Origin of the sequence: Zhongshania aquimaris (assembly GCF_019312595.1) — a bacterium.
Taxonomy (GTDB): domain Bacteria; phylum Pseudomonadota; class Gammaproteobacteria; order Pseudomonadales; family Spongiibacteraceae; genus Spongiibacter; species Spongiibacter aquimaris.
Map to the genome: position 1 here is coordinate 1,482,057 of NZ_JAHWDQ010000001.1, position 25,274 is coordinate 1,507,330.

General features: G+C 51.4%; 19 protein-coding genes and 1 tRNA gene. 2 read left to right on the top strand and 18 right to left on the bottom strand.

Annotated elements, in window-relative coordinates; genetic code table 11:
- Window position 1: 1 nt before the first annotated feature.
- The 10 genes from infB to rlmE form a co-directional block, all read right to left on the bottom strand.
- On the bottom strand, window positions 2–2,767 hold the full coding sequence (gene infB / locus KXJ70_RS06770) for a translation initiation factor IF-2 (RefSeq protein WP_219042663.1): 2,766 nt from the start codon (window positions 2,765–2,767) through the stop codon (window positions 2–4).
- Between the two features lie 30 nt (window positions 2,768–2,797).
- Window positions 2,798–4,300: a transcription termination factor NusA gene (nusA, locus tag KXJ70_RS06775; RefSeq protein WP_219042664.1), complete on the bottom strand. Its 1,503-nt coding sequence runs from the start codon at window positions 4,298–4,300 to the stop codon at window positions 2,798–2,800.
- Window positions 4,301–4,346: 46 nt separating this feature from the next.
- Window positions 4,347–4,802, bottom strand: a complete 456-nt coding sequence (gene rimP, locus KXJ70_RS06780) for a ribosome maturation factor RimP (protein ID WP_219043109.1) — start codon at window positions 4,800–4,802, stop codon at window positions 4,347–4,349.
- 321 nt (window positions 4,803–5,123) lie between these two features.
- Window positions 5,124–5,209, bottom strand: a tRNA-Leu gene (locus tag KXJ70_RS06785).
- Between the two features lie 6 nt (window positions 5,210–5,215).
- Window positions 5,216–5,596: a preprotein translocase subunit SecG gene (gene secG / locus KXJ70_RS06790; RefSeq protein WP_219042665.1), complete on the bottom strand. Its 381-nt coding sequence runs from the start codon at window positions 5,594–5,596 to the stop codon at window positions 5,216–5,218.
- Window positions 5,596–6,351: a triose-phosphate isomerase gene (gene tpiA, locus KXJ70_RS06795; RefSeq protein WP_219042666.1), complete on the bottom strand. Its 756-nt coding sequence runs from the start codon at window positions 6,349–6,351 to the stop codon at window positions 5,596–5,598. The genes secG and tpiA overlap by 1 nt, the downstream gene beginning before the upstream one ends.
- Before the next feature lie 72 nt (window positions 6,352–6,423).
- The gene (gene glmM / locus KXJ70_RS06800; RefSeq protein WP_219042667.1) at window positions 6,424–7,758 is read right to left on the bottom strand and encodes a phosphoglucosamine mutase; all 1,335 of its coding nucleotides are present in this window, start codon (window positions 7,756–7,758) and stop codon (window positions 6,424–6,426) included.
- The gene (gene folP, locus KXJ70_RS06805) at window positions 7,751–8,632 is read right to left on the bottom strand and encodes a dihydropteroate synthase (protein ID WP_219043110.1); all 882 of its coding nucleotides are present in this window, start codon (window positions 8,630–8,632) and stop codon (window positions 7,751–7,753) included. Before folP ends, glmM begins: the two co-directional genes overlap by 8 nt.
- A gap of 7 nt (window positions 8,633–8,639) precedes the next feature.
- Entirely contained in the window at window positions 8,640–10,601 is a 1,962-nt protein-coding gene (ftsH, locus tag KXJ70_RS06810; protein ID WP_219043111.1) for an ATP-dependent zinc metalloprotease FtsH, read from the bottom strand.
- A 113-nt stretch (window positions 10,602–10,714) separates the two neighbouring features.
- Window positions 10,715–11,338: a 23S rRNA (uridine(2552)-2'-O)-methyltransferase RlmE gene (gene rlmE / locus KXJ70_RS06815; RefSeq protein ID WP_219042668.1), complete on the bottom strand. Its 624-nt coding sequence runs from the start codon at window positions 11,336–11,338 to the stop codon at window positions 10,715–10,717.
- A 91-nt stretch (window positions 11,339–11,429) separates the two neighbouring features.
- Here rlmE and yhbY point away from each other — a divergent pair, with 91 nt between their 5' ends.
- A complete protein-coding gene (gene yhbY, locus KXJ70_RS06820; protein WP_219042669.1) occupies window positions 11,430–11,738 on the top strand; it encodes a ribosome assembly RNA-binding protein YhbY in 309 nt (102 codons plus the stop codon).
- A 13-nt stretch (window positions 11,739–11,751) separates the two neighbouring features.
- On the opposite strand, the gene greA is transcribed toward yhbY, so the two are convergent.
- The 8 genes from greA to grpE all read right to left on the bottom strand — a co-directional run bounded on the left by greA (window position 11,752) and on the right by grpE (window position 23,329).
- Entirely contained in the window at window positions 11,752–12,234 is a 483-nt protein-coding gene (gene greA / locus KXJ70_RS06825; RefSeq protein WP_219042670.1) for a transcription elongation factor GreA, read from the bottom strand.
- Complete coding sequence (gene carB, locus KXJ70_RS06830) at window positions 12,231–15,452, bottom strand: carbamoyl-phosphate synthase large subunit (RefSeq protein WP_219042671.1); 3,222 nt, start codon at window positions 15,450–15,452, stop codon at window positions 12,231–12,233. Before carB ends, greA begins: the two co-directional genes overlap by 4 nt.
- Before the next feature lie 166 nt (window positions 15,453–15,618).
- A complete protein-coding gene (gene carA / locus KXJ70_RS06835; RefSeq protein WP_219042672.1) occupies window positions 15,619–16,755 on the bottom strand; it encodes a glutamine-hydrolyzing carbamoyl-phosphate synthase small subunit in 1,137 nt (378 codons plus the stop codon).
- Window positions 16,756–17,052: 297 nt separating this feature from the next.
- Entirely contained in the window at window positions 17,053–17,859 is an 807-nt protein-coding gene (gene dapB, locus KXJ70_RS06840; protein ID WP_219042673.1) for a 4-hydroxy-tetrahydrodipicolinate reductase, read from the bottom strand.
- 51 nt (window positions 17,860–17,910) lie between these two features.
- Window positions 17,911–19,281 (bottom strand): YihY/virulence factor BrkB family protein, encoded by a 1,371-nt coding sequence (locus tag KXJ70_RS06845; RefSeq protein WP_219042674.1) that lies wholly within the window; start codon window positions 19,279–19,281, stop codon window positions 17,911–17,913.
- A gap of 137 nt (window positions 19,282–19,418) precedes the next feature.
- Window positions 19,419–20,540, bottom strand: coding sequence for a molecular chaperone DnaJ (gene dnaJ, locus KXJ70_RS06850; RefSeq protein ID WP_219042675.1), 1,122 nt, complete (start codon window positions 20,538–20,540; stop codon window positions 19,419–19,421).
- Between the two features lie 180 nt (window positions 20,541–20,720).
- Window positions 20,721–22,643, bottom strand: coding sequence for a molecular chaperone DnaK (dnaK, locus tag KXJ70_RS06855; protein ID WP_219042676.1), 1,923 nt, complete (start codon window positions 22,641–22,643; stop codon window positions 20,721–20,723).
- A gap of 119 nt (window positions 22,644–22,762) precedes the next feature.
- Window positions 22,763–23,329, bottom strand: a complete 567-nt coding sequence (gene grpE, locus KXJ70_RS06860) for a nucleotide exchange factor GrpE (RefSeq protein WP_219042677.1) — start codon at window positions 23,327–23,329, stop codon at window positions 22,763–22,765.
- A 188-nt stretch (window positions 23,330–23,517) separates the two neighbouring features.
- Here grpE and recN point away from each other — a divergent pair, with 188 nt between their 5' ends.
- Complete coding sequence (gene recN / locus KXJ70_RS06865; RefSeq protein ID WP_219042678.1) at window positions 23,518–25,185, top strand: DNA repair protein RecN; 1,668 nt, start codon at window positions 23,518–23,520, stop codon at window positions 25,183–25,185.
- Window positions 25,186–25,274 lie beyond the last annotated feature (89 nt).

Consider the following 25,274-nt stretch of genomic DNA (forward strand, 5'->3'; position numbering starts at 1 on the left):
TTTACAGGCTGCGCGCAATTTCCTTCACTTCGAACACTTCGATTTTGTCGCCTGGGCGCACATCTTTGTAGTTCTTCACGCCGATACCACATTCCATACCGTTCTTAACTTCGGCTGCATCATCTTTAAAGCGGCGGAGAGACTCCAGCTCGCCCTCATAGATAACAACGTCTGCACGCAGAACACGGATACGCTTGCTGCGGTAAACCGTACCTTCAATAACCATACAACCAGCAATATCGCCAAACTTAGGTGACCGGAATACGTCGCGAACCTCGGCAACACCGACGATTTCCTCACGCATTTCAGGACTCAACATACCTGTTAATGCCGCGGTGACATCATCAATCACGTCGTAGATTACGCTGTAGTAACGAAGATCAACGCCTTCATTTTCAGCTAGTTTACGTGCACTGGAGTCTGCTCGCACATTGAAACCAAACATAACCGCGCCCGACGTTAAGGCAAGGTTTACGTCGGTTTCAGTGATACCACCAACACCAGCAGAAACAATGTTAACGCTAACTTCGTCGTTACCGATGTCCATTAAGGACGCCTGTAATGCTTCGAGAGAACCGCGAACATCTGTTTTAAGTACCACATTCAGAATACGGCGCTCTGCCGACTCCATGCTTTCAAACATACGGTCGAGTTTAGCCGCTTGCTGACGTTTAATACGCTGCTCGCGATCGCGCACTTGGCGGAAGTCTGCGACTTCACGGGCGCGCTTGTCGTTCTCAACGACAACAAAGCTATCGCCTGCGTCTGGCGTGCCATCAAGACCCAAGATCTCTACAGGAATAGACGGACCCGCTTCTTTAACCGGCTTGCCGTTTTCGTCGAGCATTGCCCGCACGCGACCTGAACACTGGCCAGCAAGAACGATATCGCCTTGGCGCAAGGTACCGCTCTGAATCAGCAGTGAAGCAACCGCACCGCGGCCTTTATCCAAGCGAGACTCGATAACCAAGCCCTGCGCCGGCAAATCTGATGCCGCTTTCAACTCAAGCAATTCTGCCTGCAGCAAGACTGCGTCCAGCAGCTTATCGATACCTTCACCAGTGTGTGCAGATACATGCACAAACTGCGTATCGCCGCCCCACTCTTCGGAAATAACGTCTTTCGCTGAAAGCTCGTTTTTCACCCGATCTGGATCCGCACCTTCTTTATCCATTTTGTTGACAGCGACCACCAGTGGCACACCCGCCGCTTTCGCGTGGACAATGGCCTCTTCAGTCTGCGGCATAACACCATCATCGGCAGCCACAACCAGGATCACGATATCGGTGCTCTTAGCACCCCGCGCCCGCATCTGTGTAAATGCAGCGTGACCTGGGGTATCAAGGAAGGTAATCATGCCGTGACCGGTTTCAACGTGGTAAGCACCGATGTGCTGAGTGATACCACCCGCCTCACCGCTGGCAACCTTGGTTTTACGGATATAGTCGAGCAATGAGGTCTTACCGTGGTCAACGTGACCCATCACCGTCACAACAGGCGCTCGCGCTATCATGGTACCAGCACCACGGGCACCTAATGTTTCCTCTAGCGCTTCTTCAACTGCATCCTCAGAAACCAACTTCACCGAGTGGCCCATTTCTTCGACCACAAGCTGAGCAGTTTCCTGATCAATAGGCTGGTTGATAGTAACCATCAAGCCCATCTTGATCATTTCTTTAATAACTTCGGCAGCTTTCACTTTCATCTGCTGAGCAAGCTCTGCCGCGGTGGTGGTTTCACCAATATTTACGGCATAAACGATCTTATCTGTCGGCGCTTGGAAAGCATGACGTTGCGCATCGTCTGGTAACTTCAAGGTCTTTTTCTTGCGACGACCGCCAAAAGAACCGGCGCCATCTAAATCATCGCGCTTATTGCCACGCGATTTACCACCTTTACGGCGCGGACGATCATCATCGGCAGCGGCATTGTCGCTTGGTGCGGCGCGACGGTGGTGACGAGGTGCTGGCTTCTCTGCATCACCGGCAGCCTTACCCGCTGGTGCTGCAGCTGGTGCATTTACTGGCGCTTGAGATTTTGCTTTACGCTTCTCTTCATCACGCTTTTTGTCTGCCAATACTTCGGCGCGGCGCTCTTGAACTCGCTTTTCTTCTTCTTTACGACGCAAAATTGCACGCTGGCGAAGAACCTCAGGGTCAACATCTACAACTTCCTCAACCACTTCACGGTATTCATCCGTTTTGTTTGCTGGGGCCGCGACTTGAGCAGGTACAGATTCTTCTTTAACAGGAACAGGCTCTGGCGCTTTCTCTTCAGCAACAGGTTCCGGCGCAGGCTCAGGGGTCTTCTCTTCAGCAACTGGCTCAGGGGCTGCAACTTCCACCTTCGGTTCAGGGGCTGCCTCTACCTCTGCTTGAACTTCAGGCGCCGCCTTAGGAGCCTCAACTTCTGCTGCAGCGTCGGCACGTAGCCGCTCTTCAGCCGCCGCTTCCGCTGCCATTTCCGCAGGGTCGCGCTTGATATAGGTCCGCTTTTTACGAACTTCGATATTAACCGTTTTCTTACCCGCACCTGATCCTGTCTTGAGCGTACTCAAGGTTTTACGCTGCAAGGTTATTTTCTGTGGTGCCTCGGCTGATTCTCCGTGGCTCCGCTTTAAGAAAGTCAGCAGGGTTTGCTTGTCTTCATCAGACACAGCTTGTCCGGCAGCGCTGTGTGACAGCCCAGCCTCTTTCATTTGCCGCAATAAACGTTCTACAGGCGCGCCAACGACTTCGGCAAGCTGGCTCACGGTAACTTCAGCCATTCATCATTCTCCCTAAACGGTACGACTCGCTTATTTTGCAGATTCGTCTTCGTCTGCAAACCACGGAGCGCGGGCTGTCATAATTAACTCTCCAGCCCGTTCTTCAGTCATGTCTTCAATGTCGAGAAGATCTTCAACAGCCTGCTCGGCCAGATCTTCCATCGTTACAATGCCACGGCTGGCAAGAATGAAGGCTAGGTGTTTTTCCATGCCATCCATTGTCAATAAATCTTCAGCCGGCTCTGCGCTTTCTAATTTCTCTTCACTCGCTATCGCTTGGGTCAACAAGGCGTCTTTCGCACGGGCGCGCAACTCTTGCGCAATGTCCTCGTCGAAACCTTCAATTGACATCATTTCTTCAAGCGGCACGTAGGCAACTTCTTCCAGTGTTGTGAAGCCTTCTTCTACCAACACCTCAGCAATGTCTTCACCCACATCTAGGGCGTCAACAAAAAAGCTAATTACCTGTCCTGATTCCTGCTCGTGTTTAGCACCCATTTCCTCGATGCTCATCACGTTGATTGTCCAGCCAGTTAACTGACCGGCAAGGCGAACATTTTGCCCCGCACGACCAATGGCTTGCGCGAGATTGTCTTCGGCCACACCCACATCCATGGTGTGGCTATCTTCATCAACGACAATAGACTCGACTTCAGCGGGCGCCATTGCATTAATAACCAACTGCGCTGGATTATCGTCCCACAAAATAATATCGACGCGCTCATTACCCAACTCACCAGAAACCGCTTGAACACGCGAACCGCGCATACCAACGCAAGCGCCGACTGGATCGATACGGCCATCATTTGTCTTTACCGCAATCTTTGCCCGCGAACCCGGGTCGCGAGCGGCGGCGCGAATCTCAATAACATCTTCAGAAACTTCAGGCACTTCGATCTTGAATAGCTCGATCAGCATTTCAGGGCAGGCGCGGCTCAAAAACAATTGCGGGCCACGCGCTTCTGGGCGCACATCTGCCAAAATTGCGCGAACGCGATCATTGATCCGAAATACTTCGCGACCAACCAGCTCCTCACGGGGTAATAGAGCTTCGGCATTGTTACCTAGATCGACAATAATACTGTCGCGCGTCACCTTCTTCACGGTGCCATTTATAAGCTCGCCAACGCGATCGCGGTATTCATCAACGATTTGTGCGCGCTCTGCTTCGCGAACTTTTTGCACGATAACTTGCTTGGCGGTTTGCGCAGCAATACGACCAAAACCCACGTTCTCAACGATCTCTTCGTGAGTGTCGCCCGCTTTTAAATCAGTACTGTACTCATGCGCCTCTTCGATCGTTAGCTGAGTACCCAGCAACGCCATCTCATCGTCAGGCATGACCAACCAGCTGCGAAAAGTCTGATAATCACCCGTGTTGCGATCTATCACCACACGAATTTCAGAATCTTCGTCATAACGTTTCTTGGCGGCTGTTGCCAATGCCTGTTCAATCGCTTCGAAAATGATAGTCTTAGAAACACCTTTTTCGTTCGATACGGCCTCAACTACCAGCAATATTTCTTTACTCATTATCCGCCTCTTTCCGCAGCCGGCTATTTGAAATCATTAACCCCGATTAAAATCGAGGCACGACATTCGCTTTATCAATTTGATCGAAGGGAAGCAAATAATCATGCTCCTCCACGTTCAATACCACATCACCATCCTCGATGCCTGTCAGGCGACCAAGAAATTTTCTACGCCCCTCAAAAGAGGTGCGCAAACGAATACTTACATCATTGCCAATGTACTGTTCAAACTGTGCCAGTGTGTATAGCGGCCGATCCATACCCGGCGACGACACTTCGAGGTTGTACTCACCCGCGATAGGGTCCTCAACATCTAATACGCCGCTGATTTGGTGACTGGCCTTCGCACAATCATCAACACCAATCCCATTTTCACTATCAATATACACACGCAGCAAAGTGTGACGACCATGAGATTGATAATCCAAGCCCCATAGCTCGTAGCCAAGAGCTTCCACTCCCGGCCTTAACAATTCTTCTAACTTGACGGTCTTGTTGGACAAGTTCACTACCCACCAATAAAAAATGGGCCCAAGGCCCACCATCGAAATTCTTTGACGTACGCCCTTTAGCGATACGAAAAAGCCCCTTTGGAAGGGGCTTCTAAAAACTTCTGATCTATATAAAGCGAAGTCACCCAACGCTTACAAAGGAAGCCTGTAAAACCCGTGCCGCCACCTCATATCAGGAGGCGCATTATAGTCGGCGTCCACAAGCAGGTCAAGCCAAACGGCTGACACGGAAAGGAATACAGGGGCAACTAAACACTTACGCTAGAAACAAATAAGGATAGTCATCACAGACAATTATCCTTTTTTTTAAATTGGTGCCGAAGGCGGGACTTGAACCCGCACGAGCTATGCTCACCACCCCCTCAAGATGGCGTGTCTACCAATTCCACCACTTCGGCTAATTTCTACTCGGCCACTGCCGGCATATCACTCTCTGCCGGCATATCCGACCCAGCATCACCCGCTTGAGCAGGCATACTATCGTCACCAACCGGAGCAACATCACGGCTTTCCTGCAACACAGGCACGTCAATAATGTCTTCACCACCACCGCTACGCTGCTTCGCCACATAGGCGAGCGACAAACTTGTAATGAAGAATAAGGTAGCCAATATGGCAGTCGCCCGTGTTAACGCGTTACCACTACCACTACTACCAAATAAAGTTTGTGACGCACCAGAGCCAAAGGAAGCCCCCATATCTGCGCCTTTACCTTGCTGAACCAAGATCAAACCAATAATGGCGAGACCAGCCAACACATGTACTATTAAAATAATCTGTTCCATTACTCCGCCGCCCGACATATTGCGGAAAATTCCTGTGCATCAAGTGACGCACCACCAACTAAACCGCCATCAATATCCGCCTGAGCGAACAATTCACCTGCATTGGCAGCCTTGACACTACCGCCATACAGAATTCGCAAACCCTTCGCCAATAACTCATCTTTTTTCGAAAAAAGTGCGCGAATAAAAGCATGCACTTCTTGAGCCTGATCAGGACTTGCCGTTTTACCTGTGCCAATTGCCCAAACCGGCTCGTAAGCAACTACAATCAAACGTAACTGCTCAGCACTTAATGTCGAAAATATCGGCTTAAGTTGGGCCGAAATAACTTCAAGAGTTGCACCCTCATCACGCTGCGCCTCGGTCTCACCGACACACACCAAAGGTATCAATCCCTGCAGCAAAGCCTGCTTAGCTTTTTGCGCAACTTGCTCACTGGTTTCACCGCACATTGCTCGGCGCTCAGAATGCCCAACAATGACATAGCGGCACCCGACATCAGCCAACATTGAGGCAGACACCTCACCTGTATATGCACCATCACTGGGTTGGTCACACACATTCTGATTACCAACTGCAACTGGCGAGCCGCTCAAGCCAACTAACACCTGCGCCAAATACACCGAGGGAGGGAAAACCGCGATATCAACACCAGGCTCCGCAGGTAGGGAGGCTTTCATTTCCGCCACCAATTTTCCAATGCTGGCGCTGTCGCCACACATCTTCCAATTCCCTGCTACGAGATTACTCCGCATGCCATTTCCCTTAGCGCAAAATGGGCGCCAATCTTACATAAACTTATAAATACATACAAGAACAGCCACCACTTATGATGAAAGCTTTTGCACCTTGTCGCTCAGACGCTGGCACAAGTCGGCAACTTGCGTACCGTTCTCGCCCTCAACCATAACTCGTACTAAAGGCTCAGTGCCTGAGGCGCGCAATAATACCCTGCCTCTGCCTGCTAATTCCAGCTCAACTTGGCCGACTGCAGCGCGTAATTCCGAATGATTCAAATCCATCGGTTTTTGTATGCGGATATTTTGCATTATTTGCGGAAACTTTTTCACGGGCGCTCGCAGCTCCAACAAACTCTTACCGCTCGCCCGCACCGCCTGCACAACTTTTAATGCGGCAACAATGCCATCACCGGTGGTACTCACATCACCACAAATTATATGGCCAGAATTTTCACCACCGAGCGTCCAGCCCAGTGCATTCATTCGCTCTTTTACGTAGCGATCGCCGACCTGCGCGCGCTCAAATGAAACACCCAGGGCTTTCAAGGCCAACTCAAAACCAAGATTTGACATCAAGGTTCCCACCACACCTTCGCAGCGCTCACCGCGACGAAGCTGCTCAGCGGCAATGATATACAGAAGCTCGTCACCATCAACAAGCTCTCCCGACGCATCTGCAAATACTACGCGATCTCCATCACCGTCGAAGGCGATACCGAAATCCGCACACTCCTGTACAACTCGCGCCTGCATATCAGCAGGGTGAGTAGAGCCAACGCCGGCATTAATATTCAAGCCATCGGGATTCGCCCCCATGACAATTGTCTGAGCACCCAGCTCAGAAAAAACTGCCGGCGCGACGTGGTAAGTCGCACCGTTAGCGCAGTCGAGAACAATCTTTAAACCGGCTAATGACAGACCTGTCTGACCAGTGGATTTACAGTATTCAATATAGCGCCCAGCAGCATCGTCAATACGCCGCACCTTACCCAACTTTGCCGACTCAACCGTGGTCATACTGATATCAATGGCTTCTTCGATCGCTATCTCCAACTCGTCAGGTAATTTGGTCCCGTCAGCGGAAAAAAACTTAATGCCATTGTCGTAATAAGGGTTGTGACTCGCGCTGATGACAATCCCTGCACGCGCTTGGAAGGTTCTCGTTAAATAGGCAATTGCCGGTGTTGGCATCGGCCCCAACAGCAAGACATCAACACCCGCTGCCACCAAGCCTGCTTCCAAAGCGGACTCAAACATATAACCGGAAATTCGGGTGTCTTTACCAATCAGAACCTTACTGCGACCTTCACGAGCGAACACTTGCCCTACAGCCCAACCCAGCTTCAATACAAACTCAGGCGTAATCGCGCCTTCGCCGACGCGCCCGCGAACACCATCGGTACCAAAATATTTTCTAGCCATTATTACTTTTCTCAAACTTCACAGCAGCTGCAAGCTTCACTGCATCAACGGTTTCTTTAACGTCGTGTACGCGCAGAATGTGCGCGCCGCGCTCTACTGCCATCGCGGCCATGGCCACACTCGCCGCCAACCTCTCTTCAACTCCACGCCCAGTAAGTGCACCCAGCATAGATTTTCGTGAAACCCCAACCAATACCGGAAACCCCATCTCCACAAAGGCGGGCAAGCGGCGAAACAATTCAAAATTATGTGCCACGGTTTTACCAAATCCAAAACCTGGATCGAGCAATATTTGCTCCTTCGATATACCCGCGGCAACACAGGCGGCAACGCGCCCATGCAAAAACGCAGCAACCTCGTCAAAAATATTCTGGTAATCTGGATTCTCTTGCATAGAGCTGGGCTCACCCTGCATGTGCATTAAGCACACTGGCAAACCACTCTCTACTGCAGCATCAAGCGCACCCAGTCGCGACAACGCTCGTACATCATTTATTAAATCCGCACCCAACTGCACTGCGCCGCGAATTACCTGCGGCGTACTCGTGTCTACTGAAATAATGGTATCAAAGCGTTGAGAGATAGCCTCAACCACCGGCAGCACTCGCTCACATTCTTCCTCAGCACTAACTGGTATAGAACCAGGCCGGGTTGATTCACCACCGACATCGATCAGCGATGCTCCCTCTCTGCACGCTTCATCAACTCGGCGCAAAACTTTTTCAAGCAGAACGCCACCAGCGTGGAATGCACCACCATCGGAAAATGAGTCAGGAGTCACGTTGATAATCGCCATTACTTTCGGCTCGCTTAGGTCTAACATGCGAGCGCCGCAGTGGAGCTGCGGCGACGATTGGCTTACCAAGGGGTTCATTGCAAACTCAGTGATCACTCACCGAGCCAACAAAAGGGTCTTCCGGGCGATTCTTTTTGTCATTGTCATCGTCAGCGCTAGGCTCAGAGTCAAGATCGCTCGCAGAAGACTCCGCTTTATGACCGCCGCGGCGATCGTCATCGTCCCAACCCGCTGGCTTGCGCGGAGTGCGACCAGACATAATATCGTCTATTTGCTTGGCATCGATGGTTTCATACATCATCAACGCATCAGCCATCACATCTAGTTTACCGCGATTTTCTTCAAGGATTCCTCGCGCGATTCCGTAGCACTCATCAATAATGCGGCGAACTTCTTCATCGATTTGTCGCGCAGTCTCACCCGAATGGCTTTTACCCTGCTGGCCAGCCGAGCGACCGAGGAAAACCTCTTCCTCTGCGTCGTCATACATCAGCGGCCCCATCTTGTCCGACAAGCCCCACTTGGTAACCATCTTACGGGCGATATCGGTCGCGCGCTGAATATCATTCGAGGCACCCGTTGTCACACCATCCGGCCCCAAGGTCATCTCTTCCGCAATTCGACCGCCAAATAAGGAACAAATCTGGCTAGTAATATGCCTGCGACTCAAACTGTATCGGTCTTCTTCTGGCAGGAACATGGTTACACCCAAGGCCCGACCACGGGGAATAATACTCACCTTATACACTGGGTCATGTTCAGGCACAGTGCGGCCAACAATGGCATGACCGGCTTCGTGATAGGCGGTATTTAATTTTTCTTTATCTGACATCACCATAGATTTGCGCTCCGCGCCCATCATGATTTTGTCCTTTGCTAAATTAAACTGCTCCATGCTCACCAAACGCGAATTACCGCGGGCAGCAAACAAAGCCGCCTCATTGGCAAGGTTCGCAAGATCTGCACCAGAGAACCCCGGTGTACCGCGCGCAATGATCGATGCCTCGACATCGTCACCCAAGGGCAATTTACGCATATGTACTTTCAAGATTTGCTCGCGGCCGCGAATATCTGGCAAACCAACCACTACCTGGCGATCAAAACGACCTGGGCGCAAGAGGGCGGGATCAAGTACGTCTGGGCGGTTAGTTGCCGCAATAACGATAACACCGTCATTTGCTTCAAAACCATCCATCTCAACGAGCAATTGGTTTAGGGTCTGTTCGCGCTCATCGTGACCGCCACCCATACCCGCACCGCGATGGCGACCAACCGCATCAATCTCATCAATAAAAATAATGCACGGCGCCTGCTTCTTAGCCTGCTCGAACATATCGCGCACACGAGATGCGCCGACACCGACAAACATTTCAACAAAATCAGAACCTGAAATAGAGAAGAACGGCACCTTCGCTTCGCCAGCAATCGCTTTTGCCAACAAGGTTTTACCAGTACCTGGAGGACCAACCATCAAAACACCGCGGGGGATTCGACCACCCAAACGCTGAAACTTGCCGGGGTCGCGCAGAAACTCTACCAACTCCTGCACATCTTCTTTTGCTTCATCTACGCCCGCCACATCGGCAAACGTCGTTTTAATTTGGTCTTCACTTAATAGCCGCGCCTTGCTCTTACCAAAGGCCATCGGGCCGCCTTTGCCGCCGCCGGCACCGCCCTGCATTTGACGCATAAAAAACATGAAGATCGCAAGAATGATCAATATCGGGAAGCTGGCTACCAGCAGCTGCGTCCACAAACTTTGGCGCTCTGGCTTGGTACCCTCAACAACCACATTGTGCTGTAACAGATCATCAATTAATTTTGGATCATCCAGCAGTGGGCGCACACTCTCAAAGCGGCTGCTGTCGTTGCGCTCGCCACTGATCACTAGGCCGTCGATAACGACTTTGCGGACACGCTCATTCTGCACTTCCGTAATGAATTGCGAGTAATTGAGCTGCTCGGTGGGTGACTGGACGCTGAAGTTATTAAAAACAGTCAACAGGACTGCAGCAATAACCAGCCACAACAGTAAATTCTTTGCCATATCGTTCAAAAACCGATCCTCACGCTGCTCTGTTCGCAAAGTGCATAAAACGGGAAATTAGCCCCAACGTCTATTCACTCTACTACATTAATTAGGCACCCTCTACGCAATAATTATCCGCGTAGACCAGTAGCCACTAGGTAAACTTCCCGCGATCTCGGCCTTGACGCAGCCGGTTTACGGGTCACCACCTTACTAAAACGTTCGCGAAGAAGGCGCATATATTCCTCAAAACCTTCCCCCTGGAAAATCTTGGTGACAAATCCGCCGCCGGGCCGCAAAACCAAACCCGCCATGTCCAACGCCAGCTCACACAGATACATAGACTGCGGCTGATCAACGTCTCTCATACCACTCATATTGGGGGCCATATCTGAAATTACAAGATCTGCCTTCTGATTACCCAAAAAAGCCATCAATTCATTGAAGACGTCTTCCTCAGTGAAATCACCGCGAATAAACTCAACCCCAGCGATGCTGTCCATGTCCAGAATATCGGATGCCAGCACCTGACCGTTGTGGCCCACCAGCATAGCAGCCACCTGCGACCAACCGCCGGGCGCACTACCTAAATCAACCACACTCATACCAGGCTTAAACAGGCGATCTTTTTCCTGAATTTCCAATAACTTATAGCAAGCGCGTGAACGGTAACCTTCCTTCTGGGCCATTTTGACGTAGTGATCGTCAAAATGTTCCTTCATCCACGCATCACTTGATCCAGACCGTTTAGCCACACCCACTCCCTTAATAGCGAGAATTCACATTTCAGCGCGGCCGCCTTTCGAGTAAAATACTCGGCCACGCCTTTTTCGGTTTAGTAATATTATGTCCAAATTCAGCGCCAGCGATAAAAAACACCTCCGCAGTATCGGTCACAAACTCAATCCCGTTGTGATGATCGGCGATCGCGGCTTGAGTGAAGGCGTGATGACCGAAATTGACCGCGCGCTAGACGATCACGAACTCATCAAAGTTAAAGTAAATATCGCTGAACCGACAGAGCGCCGAGCTTTAATTGATCAATTTTGTGCCGCCCACAAGGCGCAATTGGTGCAAGCTATCGGCAAGATCGCATTGATTTACCGCCCAGCCAAGAAACCTAACCCGAAGCTGTCCAACCTACTTCGGGCATAAGCCCCCAGTTTATTTACTCGGCGAGGTGTTGCACCTTGTCGATTTCATATTCTATGGTACCGCCCGGCGCCGCAACCAAGGCCACATCGCCCTCTTCTTTGCCAATAAGAGCACGCGCAATCGGAGACGTGACGGATATTTTGCCCAGCTTCACACTGGCCTCATCCTCACCCACTATACGGTAAGTCACTTCTTCATCGGTTTCGCAGTTGATCAGCGTTACCGTAACGCCAAAAATTACTTTACCTGTATAGGGAATCACAGAAATGTCGATCACCCGCACACCGGCGAGCTTACCTTCTATTTCTTGAATACGGCCTTCGCAAAACCCCTGCTGCTCGCGGGCAGCATGGTATTCCGCATTCTCTTTTAAATCGCCGTGGGCGCGCGCCTCAGCAATCGCTTGCGTGATACGCGGACGCTCGACAGATTTTAAATTTTTTAACTCTTCGCGCAGCGCTTTTTCGCCGGCAACCGTCATTGGCACCTGATTCATTGCATCATACCCTCGTGCACGTCCTGTAGACGGCGCACTGTTTTTTCTTCACCAAAGGCCAAAGCCTGACAAATTGCCTCGGCACCGGCAAGTGTTGTTGTGTAACTTACCTTGTTTACCAAGGCACTGCGGCGAATCAGCGATGAATCGGCGATCGCCTGCTTACCTTCAGTGGTGTTAATAATTAAATCGACGTCGCCATTTTTTACCATATCAACAATATGCGGACGACCTTCAAGTACTTTATTCACCCGCTGACAAGTCAAACCAGCGGCGGTTAACACTTTATGAGTACCACGTGTGGCGCAAAGGGTAAAACCCTGAGCAACTAACTGCTTAGCAACCTCAATAGCGCCGTCTTTATCTGGATCACGGACACTGATAAAAGCGTGCCCGCTGGTCGGAAAGACTTCGCCAGCACCAACTGCAGCTTTGGCAAAGGCTTCGGCGAAGGTTTCACCCAAGCCCATAACCTCACCAGTAGACTTCATTTCTGGCCCAAGTATCGGGTCGACACCAGGGAATTTAGCGAAGGGGAATACCGCTTCTTTAACCGAGAAATACTTAGGGATAATCTCAGTAGTGAAGTTTTGATCCGCCAAGCTGGTACCGGCCATACAGCGCGCAGCAACTTTGGCCAGCGACACACCAATGCATTTAGACACAAATGGCACAGTGCGCGAAGCGCGCGGATTTACTTCGATAACATAAATCTCGCCGTCCTGCACAGCCAGCTGCACGTTCATCAAACCGATAACGCCCAACTCCAAGGCCATAGCCTTAACAATCTCGCGCATACGATCCTGCACTTCCGCAGACAAAGAGTACGGCGGTAAAGAACAAGCCGAATCACCGGAATGAACACCCGCCTGCTCTATATGCTGCATGATCGCGCCGATCACTACTTGCTTGCCATCTGACACCGCATCGAGGTCAACCTCAACCGCCGCATTCAAGAAATGGTCTAGCAGAACGGGCGACTCATTAGAAACCCGAACCGCCTCGCGCATATAGCGCTGCAACTCGTCTTCCTTATAAACGATTTCCATGGCGCGGCCACCCAATACATAGGACGGGCGCACAACTAGGGGGTAGCCAATTTTGGCTGCCGCCAACAGTGCCGCTTCTTCTGAGCGCACGGTTGTATTTGGTGGCTGCTTCAACTCAAGCCGCTCGATCATTTGCTGAAAACGCTCACGATCTTCCGCGCGGTCGATGGCATCTGGCGACGTACCAATAATGGGTACACCGGCCGCCTCAAGGTCGCGCGCCAACTTCAATGGCGTTTGGCCACCGAACTGGACGATAACGCCTTTAGGCTTTTCTTTGGCAACAATTTCCAGCACGTCTTCGAGGGTTACTGACTCAAAGTACAAGCGGTCTGAAATATCGTAATCCGTCGACACTGTCTCAGGGTTACAGTTGACCATAATGGTCTCGTAACCATCTTCACGCATGGCCAGCGCCGCGTGCACACAGCAGTAATCGAATTCAATACCTTGACCGATACGGTTAGGGCCGCCACCGATCACGAGGATTTTATCGCGGTCAGATGGCAGTGACTCACACTCTTCTTCGTAGGTGGAGTACATATAAGCCGTCGACGTCGCAAACTCTGCCGCACAGGTATCCACGCGCTTGTATACAGGGCGGATGTCTAGGCTGTGGCGCAGAGTGCGCAATTGTTTTTCGCTAACCGCAAGCAACACTGCCAAACGCTGATCAGAGAATCCTTTGCGCTTTAAACGCCACATCAAATCTTTGCTGATGTCGGTTAACGTTAAGGTTTTTAGCGAGTTTTCAGTTTTAACAATATCTTCAATTTGGACGAGGAACCACGGATCAATCCAAGAGTGCTCGAACACTTCCTCGACACTCATACCTGCGCGGAAAGCATCAGCGACAAACCAAATGCGCTCTGGGCCTGGGTTGGTCAATTCGGCAATTAATATATCGCGAGCGTCGTCGCGATCCACATCAATTTGATGCTCAAAACCAGCCGAACCCACTTCAAGGCCGCGCAATGCTTTTTGCAGAGACTCCTGGAAGGTACGGCCAATCGCCATCACTTCGCCAACAGATTTCATCTGGGTGTGCAGACGCGTTTGCGCCTCACCAAACTTCTCGAAGGTAAAGCGCGGTATTTTTGTAACGACGTAATCGATTGCCGGCTCAAACGACGCGGGGGTCGCACCGCCAGTAATATCGTTTTGCAGCTCATCGAGGGTATAGCCAATCGCCAACTTGGCAGCCACTTTGGCAATGGGGAAGCCCGTTGCTTTAGAGGCCAAGGCCGATGAACGACTCACCCGCGGGTTCATTTCAATTACGACCAAACGCCCCGTGTGCGGCTCCATACCGAACTGAACGTTAGAGCCGCCAGTTTCCACACCAATCTCACGCAATACAGCGCAAGAGGCGTTTCGCATGATTTGATATTCTTTATCAGTTAACGTTTGCGCCGGCGCAACGGTGATCGAATCGCCCGTGTGCACGCCCATGGGGTCGAAGTTTTCGATAGAGCAAACAATGATGCAGTTGTCGTTTTTATCACGCACAACTTCCATCTCAAATTCTTTCCAGCCAATCAAGCTCTCATCAATCAGCAGCTCATTGGTTGGCGACAGATCGAGACCACGGGTGCATATCTCAATAAACTCTTCTTTGTTATAGGCAATACCACCACCCGAGCCGCCCATGGTAAAACTGGGGCGAATAATTGCGGGAAAACCGATGGTATCCAGAACCTGTAAAGCCTCTTCCATGCTATGGGCGATGGCGGAGTTTGGCGTCTCTAAACCGATACGCTTCATTGCCTGGTCGAATAGCTGACGATCTTCCGCCATATCGATGGAGTCTTTGGTCGCACCGATCATTTCAACGCCGTACTTGGCCAGCACGCCTTCGCGATCCAAATCCAAGGCGCAGTTCAACGCTGTTTGACCACCCATCGTGGGTAGCAAGGCATCGGGACGCTCTTTCTCAATAATCTTGGCAACCGTTTCCCAGACCACTGGCTCGATATACGTGGCATCCGCCATCGCCGGGTCTGTCATGATGGTCGCGGGGTTAGAGTTCACCAGAATGACTCTGTAACCCTCTTCCCGCAGGGCTTTACACGCCTGCGCACCGGAATAATCAAACTCGCACGCCTGACCGATAACAATCGGGCCGGCACCGAGGATAAGAATGCTTTGGATATCAGTTCTTTTTGGCATAAGTGCTAATCATCTGACTCTGTGCTTCGTTACAAAAAAGTCGGACGTCGGAAGCTGGACGTCAGACGCCAAAGTCGGGCGCGACAATGTATTTTCTCGCCAGACGCCAGACTTCCGACGCCAGACCAACAAAACCGCATACAAAGCCGCGATGCCGAACTTTCTACTAAGCCTGCTTAGAGGCTTTGATCAAATCTATAAACTGATTAAACAAGGGCGCAATGTCATGCGGACCAGGACTCGCCTCTGGATGCCCCTGAAATCCGAACGCGGGGACATCGGTGCGCCGAATTCCCTGCAATGAACCGTCGAATAATGACTTATGGCTAACCACAAGGTTTTCTGGCAACGTGCTTTCGTCAACAGCAAAACCATGGTTCTGGCTGGTGATGTGCACCACTTTCGTTGCCAAGTCCTGCACCGGGTGGTTGGCGCCGTGATGGCCAAACTTCATTTTTTGCGTCTTGGCACCTGAGGCCAAGCCCAGTAACTGATGCCCCAAGCAGATACCAAACACCGGCAGACCGGTTGTTAAAATTTCTTTAATAGCGGCAATCGCGTAATCGCAAGGCTCTGGATCACCTGGACCATTAGACAAAAACACACCATCGGGATTCATCGCCAACACATCGGCAGCTGGCGTTTGCGCCGGCACAACCGTCAAACGGCAACCGCGATCAGTCAGCATCCGTAAAATATTGCGCTTTACACCAAAGTCATAGGCAACAACGTGATATGGCAACTCGGCATCGCTAAAGACTTTGTGTCCTTTACCCAGAGCCCAGCTGCCTTCGCGCCACTCGTAACTTTTGGCAGTAGTGACTTCTTTCGCCAAATCCATACCTTTGAGCCCAGCAAATTCCTTCGCTAGCGTCAGCGCTTTGGTTTCATCGATTTCGCCCGCCATGAGGCAGCCGCCTTGAGCACCCTTATCGCGCAAAATGCGCGTTAAGCGACGAGTGTCAATATCGGCAATGCCGACAATATTACGTGCTTTTAAATAATCAGAAAGGCTTTGCTCAGAGCGAAAACTGGATGCAAGCATTGGCAGGTCGCGAATCACCAATCCAGCAGACCAAATATGCTCTGCTTCTTCGTCTTCGCTATTCACACCGGTATTGCCGATATGTGGGTAGGTCAAGGTAACAATTTGGCGAGCGTATGAGGGGTCGGTCAGTATTTCCTGATACCCGGTCATCGCGGTGTTAAAAACAACCTCACCAACCGAGTGCCCTTCTGCACCAATGGCAATGCCCCGAAAAATGCTGCCGTCTTCAAGGGCAAGTATGGCTGGAACCGTCAAGACTACCTCCTAGATCAAACTTGCGGCCGAGAGTCACCGCCGACACACCCGCCGGAACGACAACCAAGGGACCACAGAGGAAAATACGCGTGCAAAAAAGCGAGATGAAGATTACCTCACCTCGCTTTCTGCGGGGCTGCGGAGCTAATTCAGCTCGGCACCCTAATCTGATGCGCGATTTTACGCGAAATGCCCCCCGCGCGTCCACCGCAATAAATACCGCAATCCACCCTTAGGGTGAGTATTCGCTCAACGCAAAGCGACTCGATCACGTCATCGCTGTGTGAATTGGCGCAATTACTTCAGACCGAGCACATCCTGCATGTCATAACGACCGGCAGCCTGCGAATTCACCCACGCCGCAGCGCGCACTGCGCCACGGGCAAAGGACATCCGCGAACTGGCCTTATGGGTAATCTCGACCCGCTCACCATCTGCGCAGAACATCACGGTATGATCACCGACAATGTCTCCAGCGCGCACTGTCGCAAATCCAATGGTTTCGCGCTCACGAGCACCGGTTTGCCCCTCGCGGCCGTATACCGCCACTTTCTCTAAATCACGCCCCAACGCATCGGCAACCACCTGCCCCATACTCAAGGCCGTACCCGACGGCGCATCAATTTTGTGACGATGATGGGCTTCAACAATTTCTATATCAACATCATCGCCCAATACCCGCGCCGCCATATCAAGTAGCTTGAAGCATAGATTTACGCCCGTACTAAAATTGGAGGCTTGGCAAATCGCAATTGGCGCAATGGCCGCATCTAATTCCGTTTTTTGTTCAGCATTGAAGCCAGTGGTGCCAATCACCATACCTTTACCCGCTTGGCCACATGCTTTCGCATTGGCAAGGGTCGCGGCTGGAATAGTGAAATCGATCAGCACGTCAAAATCATTCAACACATCACTTACATCACCCACGATGGCAACGCCGTTTTTACCCAATCCAGCCAACTCGCCGGCGTCTGCGCCGATGAGCGAGCTCTCGGGCCGCTCAATGGCTGCTGTTAACTCGCAGCCATCATTTAGCGACACCGCCTCAATTAAAATCCGCCCCATCCTACCTGCGGCACCGGTTACTGCGATCCTAACTGTCATAACACATTCCAATATATAAAAGTCTGTAGCTGTTTTTCGTTGCGGCGGTGACTATTTCTCATCGCCACCTTCATCAACCTCTTTACTATCATCACCAAGCGCCATATCGCGAACCGATACCGACGCCAAGGCTGCATCTAGCGCCGCGTCTATCGACGCGGTAACTTCCGCCACACCAGCAACCGGTTTACGCGGCACCCGCAGCGCTATCATCTGCGCGGTACCGTCGTTGCGCACGGCATCGAGCACGGTTTTCAACGAGGTTTTTTCAAGCGGTGCATTTGGCAAATAGCGCGGCGGATCTTCATGATTTTCTGTCAACAAGCCCGCCTGCTGAAGTGCTCGCAGCACCCGCGTGACACCCTGAATTTGCACCCGCAAACGATACACAAAATCACTAGCCGAAAACGGCTTGCGCGATTGATAGTAGCGCTGGGCAACAATTGCCATCACCTGCAAAGCCAGTGTTTCACGCTGCCGTATACTTATGTCGCCGCTGCGCCGCAGAGGCGCGATATATTCGGGGTGCTGCACATAAAATGCAACACTGCTGCCCACCAGCAGAATCAACCAGCTGATGTACATCCACATCATAAATAGAATTAGGATCGCAAAACCGGAATAAATTGCGTAGGTGCCACTGCCACTTGCCGACACCACAATACTGCCAAAACCCCAACCCAAACTTTGAAACAAGAACCCAGACACCACACCCGCCACTGCACCGGCTCGAAATGTAACCCGAGTATTGGGAATAAACATATAGAAAAACGTGAAGGCCGCAATAATCATTAAATACGGTGCAGCTTCAGTGACGAAGGCAATCAAATACTGCATAAACGGCAAATGATTGCTGATGGTTTGCACAAAGCCGCCACTCAAAACGCTTGCCGACAAACCGATTGCGGAAAACACCAGCAGCGGTCCAATCAACATGACGCTGCCGTAGTCGGCAAAGCGGCGACCAATGCTGCGGTGCTGATCTAGGCGCCAAATATAGTTGAAGGTCGCCTCAATTTTTTGGATCAACGAGATTGCGGTGTAGAACAGTAAGGCCACACCGAAAGTGCCCAAAACACCAATTTTTACATTGTCGATAAAGCCGATTATTTTGTCGGTAATCTCTACGCCCTGCGCCCCCATCGGCGCAAGAAACTGCAACATAATTGGCTCTAGCTGCTTATTGTGCATGCCAAAGGCTTTAAGCACAGAAAAGCTCACCGCCATCATCGGCACCAATGACAGCAGGGTGGTATACACCAAACTCATCGCTCGCAGCGTGAGCTCGCCCTTTGCTAAATCATCCAACACCACGTAGGCGAGACGCAAAACGTCTATCAGCTTGCGCCGCCACGCGCTGTAGTGCACCACCTTATCTGACCACAGATAATCGGCTACAAATTTATTAAGGGTTTTATCCATTACTCAGGCGCCTCTATATAGTTCGGAGCGTAGGATTGCTAAATGCGTATGCCGCCAAGAATGGAGAAAAAATAAGGGGAAGTCGAGAACGGATTCCACCTTAAGATGGAACCCGTCATAAGAGAGAAACAAAATTATCAGAGCTTCATATCGTCAAAAAACGTTTTTACGCCGTCAAACCATGTTTTTTTTCGAGGTGACTGCTTGTCATCACCCTCCATGCTCGCCTGCAATTCCTGCAGCAATTCCTTTTGACGCTTGGTCAGAGACACTGGCGTTTCCAAGGTCACCTTGCAAATTAAATCGCCGGTGCTACCACCGCGAACCGGTGTTATTCCCTTGCCACGCAGACGAAAGGATTTGCCGGTTTGGGTTTCTGCCGGAATTTTCAGTTTTACACGGCCTTCCAAGGTAGGCACATCCAACTCACCACCCAAGGCGGCGTCTGCAAAGCTGATCGGCACATCACAGTACAAATTCTTGCCATCGCGCTTGAAAATAGGATGCGGACGCACCGACATCTGCACGTATAAGTCGCCCGTTGGGCCACCGTTTGGACTTGCCTCGCCTTCGCCAGTAAGACGAATGCGATCGCCGGTGTCGACGCCGGCAGGTACTTTGACCGACAGCGTTTTGGTTTCCTCAATCAAACCCTGGCCGTGACACGCTGAACACGGGTCTGAAATAATCGTACCTTTACCACGGCAGTTCGGGCACGCCTGCTGCACGGCAAAAAAGCCCTGCTGCATCCGCACCTGGCCTACACCATTACAGGTGCTACAAGTAACAGGCTTCGAACCCGGCTTAGCGCCGCTGCCATCACAAGGCTTACACGCCACCAAGGTCGGAATACGAATCTTTGCCGTTGAACCGTGAACAGCCTGTTCAAGATCAATCTCTAGCGTGTAGCGCAGATCTGAACCGCGCTGCGGGCCGCGCTGACGTCCGCCGCCACCGCCGCCAAAAATATCGCCAAATACATCGCCGAATATGTCGCTAAAACCACCTGCGCCGCCACCGCCGCCGGCCCCAGCGTTAACACCCTCATGACCAAAGCGGTCGTAAGCTGCGCGCTTATCTTCATCAGAAAGCACTTCGTAGGCTTCGGTCGCCTCTTTAAAAATATCTTCGGCTTTCGGATCATCGGGATTACGATCAGGATGATTTTTCATCGCAATACGACGGTAAGCTTTTTTAATATCCTTACTGTCAGTGTCCCGCGACACGCCCAGAATTTCGTAATAATCTCGTTTTGACATAGCTTCGCTTCACGCTAGACGGAGACGGGAGATGCTTTTTGAAGTGCCACCCACTACCCCTATAAATGATTCTACCCCTCATGCCAAACGGGAGATCGCAAAACACGCTGACCTTGGCCTTTGCGTTTCCCGTCTCCCGTCCAGCGGTTCACCCAAGCGAGGCACTGCCCCGCTTCGAGCTTACTTCTTGTCGTCGTCTTTTACTTCTTCAAATTCCGCGTCGACCACATCGTCAGCGCCAGACTGGGGCTGCTCTGCACCGCCTTCGGCTTCAGCTTGCGCTGCCTGCTCAGCGTACATTTTTTGAGCAAGACCGCCCGATGCCTCGGTTAGCTTCTTGGTAGCTTCTTCGATTTTCTCGAGATCGTCACCCTTAACCGCCTCATCAACTTCAGCGAGCGCGGCCTCGATAGCGGCTTTCTCTTCATCAGTCGCTTTTTCGCCCGCTTCCTCTAGTGTCTTACGAGTCGCATTCGCCAAACCTTCAGCCGTGTTACGCGCCGTTACCAAGGCCTCAAACTTTTTATCCGCCTCGGCGTTGGCTTCTGCATCGCGCACCATTTGTTCGATTTCATCATCGCTCAAACCGCTTGATGCCGTGATGCGGATAGACTGTTCTTTGCCTGTTGCCTTGTCTTTAGCAGACACATGCAGAATACCGTTAGCATCAATATCGAAAGTTACTTCGATTTGTGGCAAACCGCGCGGTGCCGGTGGAATATCCGCCAAGTCGAAACGACCCAGCGATTTGTTCGCCGCCGCTTGTTTGCGCTCACCCTGTACAACGTGAATGGTTACAGCCTGCTGATTGTCATCAGCGGTTGAGAACACCTGCGACTTCTTAGTCGGGATAGTGGTGTTTTTCTCAATTAGGTGAGTCGCCACACCGCCCATGGTCTCAATACCCAAGCTCAGCGGAGTAACGTCAAGTAGCAGTACGTCTTTTACTTCACCAGACAGTACCGCACCTTGCAGCGCTGCACCCATGGCGACAGCTTCGTCGGGGTTTACATCGCGACGCGCTTCTTTACCAAAGAACTCGGTCACCTTGCTTTGCACCAAAGGCATACGAGTCTGACCACCAACCAAAATAATTTCATCTACTTCAGACGCAGACAATCCGGCGTCTTTCAGTGCCACTTTCATTGGCTCTAATGAACGGGCAACCAAATCACCAACTAAAGACTCCAACTTGGCGCGGCTCAGTTTTACAACCAAGTGCTTGGGACCAGTGGCATCTGCCGTGATGTATGGCAGGTTGATTTCAGTCTGCTGGCTAGAAGACAGCTCAATTTTTGCCTTCTCAGCAGCTTCTTTAAGACGCTGAACAGCCAGCGAGTCGCCTTTTAAATCAATGCTATTTTCTTTCTTAAATTCTTCCGCCAAATAGTCGATCAGACGCATATCGAAATCTTCACCACCCAAGAAGGTGTCGCCGTTAGTCGACAACACTTCAAACTGGTGCTCACCGTCTACTTCAGCAATTTCAATGATCGAGATATCAAAAGTACCACCACCCAAGTCGTATACCGCAATCGTGCGGTCGCCCTTGGATTTGTCCATACCGTAGGCCAGGGCCGCGGCAGTAGGCTCGTTGATAATACGCTTCACGTCCAAACCGGCAATACGGCCGGCGTCTTTTGTTGCCTGACGCTGAGAGTCATTAAAGTAAGCAGGCACAGTGATAACCGCTTCAGTGATTTTCTCACCCAAATAGTCTTCAGCTGTTTTCTTCATCTTTTTCAAGATTTCCGCAGAAATCTGCGGTGGCGCCATTTTCTCGTCTTTCACCTGAACCCACGCATCACCATTGTCGGCTTTGCAAATCTTGTAAGGCACCATCTTGATGTCTTTTTGAACAACGTCGTCCTCGAAGCGACGACCGATCAAACGCTTTACCGCATAAAGCGTGTTGTGCGGATTGGTAACAGCCTGACGCTTCGCGCTCTGACCAACCAAAATCTCTTTATCGTCGGTGTACGCCACAATCGACGGAGTGGTGCGTGTACCTTCTGAATTCTCGATTACCTTAACCTTGTCGCCATCCATTACCGCAACGCAAGAGTTAGTGGTACCCAAGTCAATACCAATAATTTTACCCATGATCATTCTCCACTTAAAAACTGTCGCCACTCGCGGCGAAATTCTTTGTCTTGTGACAGATATTGGCCCTTATCCACACATTTCAAGGGGGCATAGGCCATTTTTAATACAATTACTATTTACGGCGCCTTAGCGATAACAACCATCGCTGCACGCAGCAGGCGGCCGTTTAAGGTGTAGCCCTTCTGCATCACATCCATCACCGAATTTGGCTCGGCATCCGGGTTTGGCACCATCGCCATCGCTTCGTGAAACTCTGGATTAAATGGCTCACCGACCGGATTTAACTGCTCAACATTGTGGCGCGCCAAGGCATCCACCAATGTTTTGCGAGTCAACTCAACACCTTCCAAAATCGGCTTTAAGGACTCATCGGCACTGTCTGCAGAAGCGAGTGCGCGATCGAGATTGTCCACCACGGGAAGCATATCGCCGGCAAATTTCTCAAGCGCGTACTTGCGTGCATTCTCGGCGTCTTTCTCAGCGCGGCGACGAATATTCTGCGCCTCCGCCGCCGCGCGCAAAGATTGCTCCTGCGCATCAACTACCGCCTGCTTCGCCGCTGCCAATTGCTCTTCGAGGCCGGGCTCTAGCTCGCCGCTCAATTCAGCCTCATCGGCCTGCTGCAGTTCTTCAGCTTGAATTTCTTCATCCTGCATCGCTGCTTTATCTTGTTCCTCTGCCACGTATCCAATCTCCGTCACACGTATTCAATCTTGCGGACATTTCCCGCGTTGACGCGTATATGGGGTTTAGACCTACTAATTCAAGGCAAACACAAATATTTTTACTGCTGACGATTGACGATCGATGCCGCCAGCAGTATTTTACTGTATAAACATACAGACTATTTGCACAACCACGAGAGACCATCATGCTGAGCAATCTCACCATCAGCAATTACGCCATCACCGAACATCTCGACATCGAGCTCAAAACGGGCATGACCGTGCTGACGGGAGAAACCGGCGCAGGCAAGTCCATTATGCTTGACGCACTGGGACTGGCGCTGGGTGATCGCGCCGATAGCAATATTGTGCGCAAGGGTGCAGATAGGGCGGATATCCACGCGCAGTTTGATATTAGCGCCATTCCCGCCGCCCATAGCTGGCTACAGGAACGAGATTTAGACGGCAGCAATGACTGCATGTTAAGGCGCGTGATTACCGCCGACGGGCGCTCGCGAGCCTACATCAACGGTCAACCAGCCACCTTACAAGATGTGCGTGAGCTGGGCTCATTTCTCATCGACATCCACAGCCAACACGCGCACCAATCCCTGCTCCAAAAACCCTATCAGCGCGAACTGCTGGACGCTTACGCTGGCACCACCGCACTGGCCAAGCAAGTTAGCGAGCACTGCCATGAGTATCAATATTGCACAAAGACCCTAGCCTCACTGGAGGCGAACCTTGCCGAGCAAAATGCCCAAGAGCAGTTGCTGCGCTACCAGCTTGAAGAATTGCATCGCTTAGACTTAAAGGCCGGCGAAGTAGAGGAACTAGAAGACCTGCAAAAGCAACTCGCCAATGCGGAACAAATACTCGCCGCAAATCACCACAGCCTTAATCTCTGCCGCGACGGCGAGGTCAATGCCATGGGTATTTTGCACCAGGCACTCTCTTCGCTGTACAGCAGCCAGCATCGCAGCAGCGTTCAAGAGAATGCCGCGCAGCTTCTGGAAAGCGCGCGCATTCAAATTGAAGAGGCAGCCGGCGAGCTTCAACACGTTATCGACGGCACCGAGCTCGACCCCGAACGCCTAATTGAAGTAGAAACAAGACTCGACGCCATATACCAAACCGCGCGCAAACACCGCATTCAAGCAGACGAGCTGATGACATTGCAAAACTCACTCGAAGCTCAGCTTGAAGACTTAGACGCCAGCGATGAGAAAATCGATCAGCTGCGCAGCAGCCAAGAACAAGCACTAAAGGCCTATCAAACCACGTCTGCATCGCTCAGCAAAAAACGCACAAAGGCCGCCAAGTTAATGAAGCAAGGTATAGAAGAGCAGCTGCAAGCACTCGCGATGAAGCACTGTGAAATTGAATTTGCCATGCATCCTTTAAGCAATGACGAGCCCCATAGCCACGGCCAGGAAGAAATCGAAATATTAATTAGCACCAACCCCACAGCCGCCAAAGGCCCGCTAAACAAAATCGCCTCGGGCGGTGAACTCTCGCGCATTAGCCTCGCGATTCAGGTCATCACTGCACAGGTTGCCGCCATACCCACCGTGGTTTTTGACGAAGTTGATGTCGGCATCGGTGGCGCCACCGCTGAAATCGTTGGCCAACTTCTCAATGCCCTTGGAAAACGCAGCCAAGTGCTTTGCGTCACCCACCAGCCACAGGTTGCCAGTCAAGGCGACCATCACATTAGAGTGCAAAAGGTCGGCAACAAAGCCAAGCTCACCACCAGCTTAGAGCCGTTGGAAGAAAATCAGAAAATTGAGGAAATTGCGCGAATGCTGGGTGGTATCGCAATTACCGAAAACACCTTGGCGCATGCGCGGGAAATGCTGGGGATAAAACACTAAACTCGGAAGAAGACAAACCTAGAATCGCTGGATGCTTGACGGAAGACGAGAAACGCAAAAGCGCCCTTGCATCTCCCGTCTCCCATCCA